The organism is Streptomyces sp. L500 (assembly GCF_054551825.1).
In genome coordinates, this window is sequence record NZ_JBTOLC010000101.1 from 1 (window position 1) to 3,509 (window position 3,509).

Genomic DNA, 3,509 nt, shown 5'->3' on the forward strand with positions numbered 1-3,509 from the left:
TGGCTTTCTTCATGAGTCGTGACGGCGGTTGTACACGGGTTTGGGAGGCGCCCAGATCCACGGTCGGGTGATGTTCACGAGTTTTGACGGCAGTAGGGGGCTTGCCAGGACAGCATCGGGGTGTTCCCGGTGAAAGGTCCTGGTCATGCCGCAGATGTCGAAGGTCGAGCTGTACGCGGCGATCCGGCGGGACCACCGGGCCGGCCTGGCGATGCGGGAACTGGAGCGCAAGTACAACGTCGGCTGGCGGACGGTCCGCAAGGCCCTGGACTCGGCCTGGCCGGAGCCGCGCAAGCCGCTGCCGCCGCGCCCGTCGGCGCTGGATCCGTACAAGGCGGTGATCGACGGGATCCTGCGGGCGGACCTGGACGCGCCGCGCAAGCAGCGGCACACGGTGACGCGGATCTTCCACCGGCTGGTCGAGGAACACGCTGCCGACGTGTCGTATCCGATGGTCAGACGCTATGTCGCTGACCGGAAGCCGCAGATCGCGGTGGAGGCGGGCAAGGCGCCCATCGAGGCGTTCGTCCCGCAGACCCACCCACCAGGGATAGAGGCGGAGGTCGACTTCGGAGACGTGGCCGTGCGGCTCGCCGGCGAGCTGGTGACCTGCTACCTGTTCTCCTTCCGCCTGTCATATTCGGGCAAGGCCGTCCACCGGGTCTTCGCCTCCGCCGGCCAGGAAGCCTTCTTCGAGGGCCACGTGCACGCGCTGCGGACGCTGGGCGGTGTCCCGCGGGGCCGGGTGCGCTACGACAACCTCAAGGCCGCCGTCGCCCAGGTGCTGGGGCTGAGCCGGGCAAGGGTGGAGACCGACCGGTGGATCGCCTTCCGGTCGCACTTCGGCATCGAGAGCTTCTACTGCCGCCCCGGCATCGACGGCGCCCACGAGAAGGGCGGGGTCGAGGGGCAGATCGGCTACTTCCGACGCAACCACTTCACGCCGGTGCCGGAGGTTTCCTCGCTGGCGGAGCTGAACGAGATGGTTGAGCAATGGGACCTGCACGACGGCCGGCGGCGGATCGGCTCCCGGCCGCGGACCATCGACGAGTACTTCGAGATCGAACGGCCGCTGCTGCTGCCGCTGCCGGATGAGCCGTTCGAGACCGGGCGGGTGTTCACTCCCAGGGTCGACCGCTACAGCCAGATCACCGTCCGCACCAACCGCTACTCGGTGCCCGTCCGCCTGATCGGCAAGCGTGTCCGTGTCGTCCTGCACGCCTCTCACCTGGTGGTTTACGACCAGAATGTGGAAGTCGCCCGGCACGAGCGGCTGATCGCCAAGGCCGGCTGCCGCCTGGAGCTGGACCACTACCTCGAAGCCCTGATCCGCAAGCCGGGCGCCTTCCCCGGTGCCACCGCCCTCGAACAGGCCCGCTCGGCAGGCAAGTTCACCCCCGTCCATGACGCCTGGTGGGCTCAGGCCCGCAAGGTCCACGGCGAGCGGGACGGCACCCGGGCGCTGATCGAGGTGCTGCTGCTGGGCCGGCACACCCCGCACGAGCACCTGGTCGCCGGGCTGGCCACGGCCCTGCGGGCCGGGGCCCTGACCGCGGACGCGGTCGCGCTGGAGGCCCGCAAGGCCGCCCAAGCCGAGGACGAACCGCCCGTCACCGGTCCGGGACCGACACCGGGAAACGTGACGTTTCTGCACGAGTGGAGGCTTGCCCAGCTGCCGCCGGACACCAGGCCGCTGCCCTCGGTGACCCCCTATGACCAGTTGCTCCGACGCCGTCGCGCCATCGGCGGCGCCCACCGAGAGGAAGAAGCCCAGTGACCCTGCCCCGCCAGCGAGGCTTGACAGAGCAGGCCGCCGACGCCGCGATCGACACCGCCTGCCGCATGCTGCGGCTTCCGTCGATCCGCAACGAGTTCTCCGACATCGCCGACCGGGCGGTGAAGGACCAGATGACCTACCGCGGCTTCCTCGCCGAGCTGCTGATGGCCGAATGCGACGACCGGGCCCGCCGCCGCTCCGAGCGGCGGATCAAGGCGGCCGGCTTCCCGAGGGAGAAGTCCCTGCGGACCTTCGACTTCGACGCCAATCCCAACATCGACCCGGCCACCATCCACACCCTCGCCTCCTGCGAGTGGATCAAGAAGGGGCAGCCGCTCTGCTTGATCGGCGACTCCGGCACCGGCAAGTCCCACATGCTCATCGCCCTCGGGACGGAGGCCGCGATGAAGGGCTACCGCGTCCGCTACACGCTCGCCACGAAGCTGGTCAACGAACTGGTCGAGGCCGCAGACGAGAAGCAGCTGAACAAGACCATCGCCCGCTACGGCCGCGTCGACCTGCTCTGCATCGACGAACTCGGCTACATGGAACTCGACCGGCACGGCGCCGAACTGCTCTTCCAGGTACTGACAGAGCGCGAGGAGAAGAACAGCGTCGCCATCGCCTCCAACGAGTCGTTCGGTGGCTGGACCAAGACGTTCACCGACCCGCGGCTCTGCGCAGCCATCGTGGACCGCCTCACGTTCAACGGCACGATCATCGAGACCGGCACCGACTCCTACCGACTCGCCAGCACACGAGCCCGAGCGGAACAGACCGCAGCGGGCTGATCAACCACTTCGACGCCTGGCCGGCAACGGCCACAGACCGGCCAGGCCGACGTCACGCGAGCGGGACACGCCCTGGGAGCAAGGGACCAGCATCCAAATGAGCCGCGATGCGCGTGATGGTCCGGGCGTTGTCCTCGAACAGATGCGCCTGCATGCCCGCCACCTGGGCGGCCTCAACGTTGACTGTGACATCGTCAATGAACAGGCAGTTCTCCGGCCGCACGTTCAAGCTGGCGCACGCGGCCTCGAACGCACGCAGGTCGGGCTTCTCGATGCCGATCTCGTGGGAGTAGACGATCTGCTCCACCAATTCGTCGAAGTGGTACAGCGCCGTCTCCCGCTCCCGGGCGCCGACGAAGCTGTTGCTCAGAATGCCCAGCCTGCAGTGTCCCTGCAGCCCCCGCACATAGTCGATGAGGTCCTCGTTCGGCGTCCCCAGATACTCCGCCCAGAGATCAGCCATGAAGGCTTCACATTGGTGGGCGTCGAGCCCTAATCGGACCGCCACTTGCTCGTAGACCTCTCGCTCGCTGATGGCCCCGACGCTCCCAGCTCGCCACACGTCGCGCATCCGTTCATGGACAGTGCCCAGTGGCAGCTTCAGCCGCTCTTCCCACCGTTGCACCCATCCGGTTTCCGGCGTGATCTCCAGCACGCCGCCGATGTCGAGAATGACGCAGGTCGCGGTCACGCGAACTCCCCCTCTTCGTCCTTGACCAGCGAGCATCACCGCTCGCTCATGCGATCGACAGAGACACTGTCGTCTCGCCCTCTGGGGCAAGGTCAAGTGATCTTCGAAGCTTGTGACAGCCCTGTCGCAAGCCGCTGGCCTGACTCATCCGCAGGTGCCGTCAAAACTCGTGACGATCCGCGAGGCCCCCGACCGGTCGATGCCGTCAGAACTCGTTAACAAACGCTGTCGCAAGAAGTGATCGAAGCCA

Annotated in this window: 3 protein-coding genes; 2 read left to right on the forward strand and 1 reads right to left on the reverse strand. The window is 67.4% G+C overall.

The genetic code is table 11. The features are described from left to right. Nucleotides 1–154: 154 nt before the first annotated feature. The gene (gene istA, locus ACX9I7_RS32385; protein ID WP_459389369.1) at nt 155–1,777 is read left to right on the forward strand and encodes an IS21 family transposase; all 1,623 of its coding nucleotides are present in this window, start codon (nt 155–157) and stop codon (nt 1,775–1,777) included. Next, entirely contained in the window at nt 1,774–2,568 is a 795-nt protein-coding gene (gene istB / locus ACX9I7_RS32390) for an IS21-like element helper ATPase IstB (RefSeq protein ID WP_459389367.1), read from the forward strand. The genes istA and istB overlap by 4 nt, the downstream gene beginning before the upstream one ends. A 52-nt stretch (nt 2,569–2,620) precedes the next feature. Here istB and ACX9I7_RS32395 read toward each other — a convergent pair whose 3' ends face one another. Further along, nucleotides 2,621–3,259, reverse strand: a complete 639-nt coding sequence (locus ACX9I7_RS32395; protein ID WP_459389368.1) for an HAD family hydrolase — start codon at nt 3,257–3,259, stop codon at nt 2,621–2,623. Nucleotides 3,260–3,509: the final 250 nt, after the last annotated feature.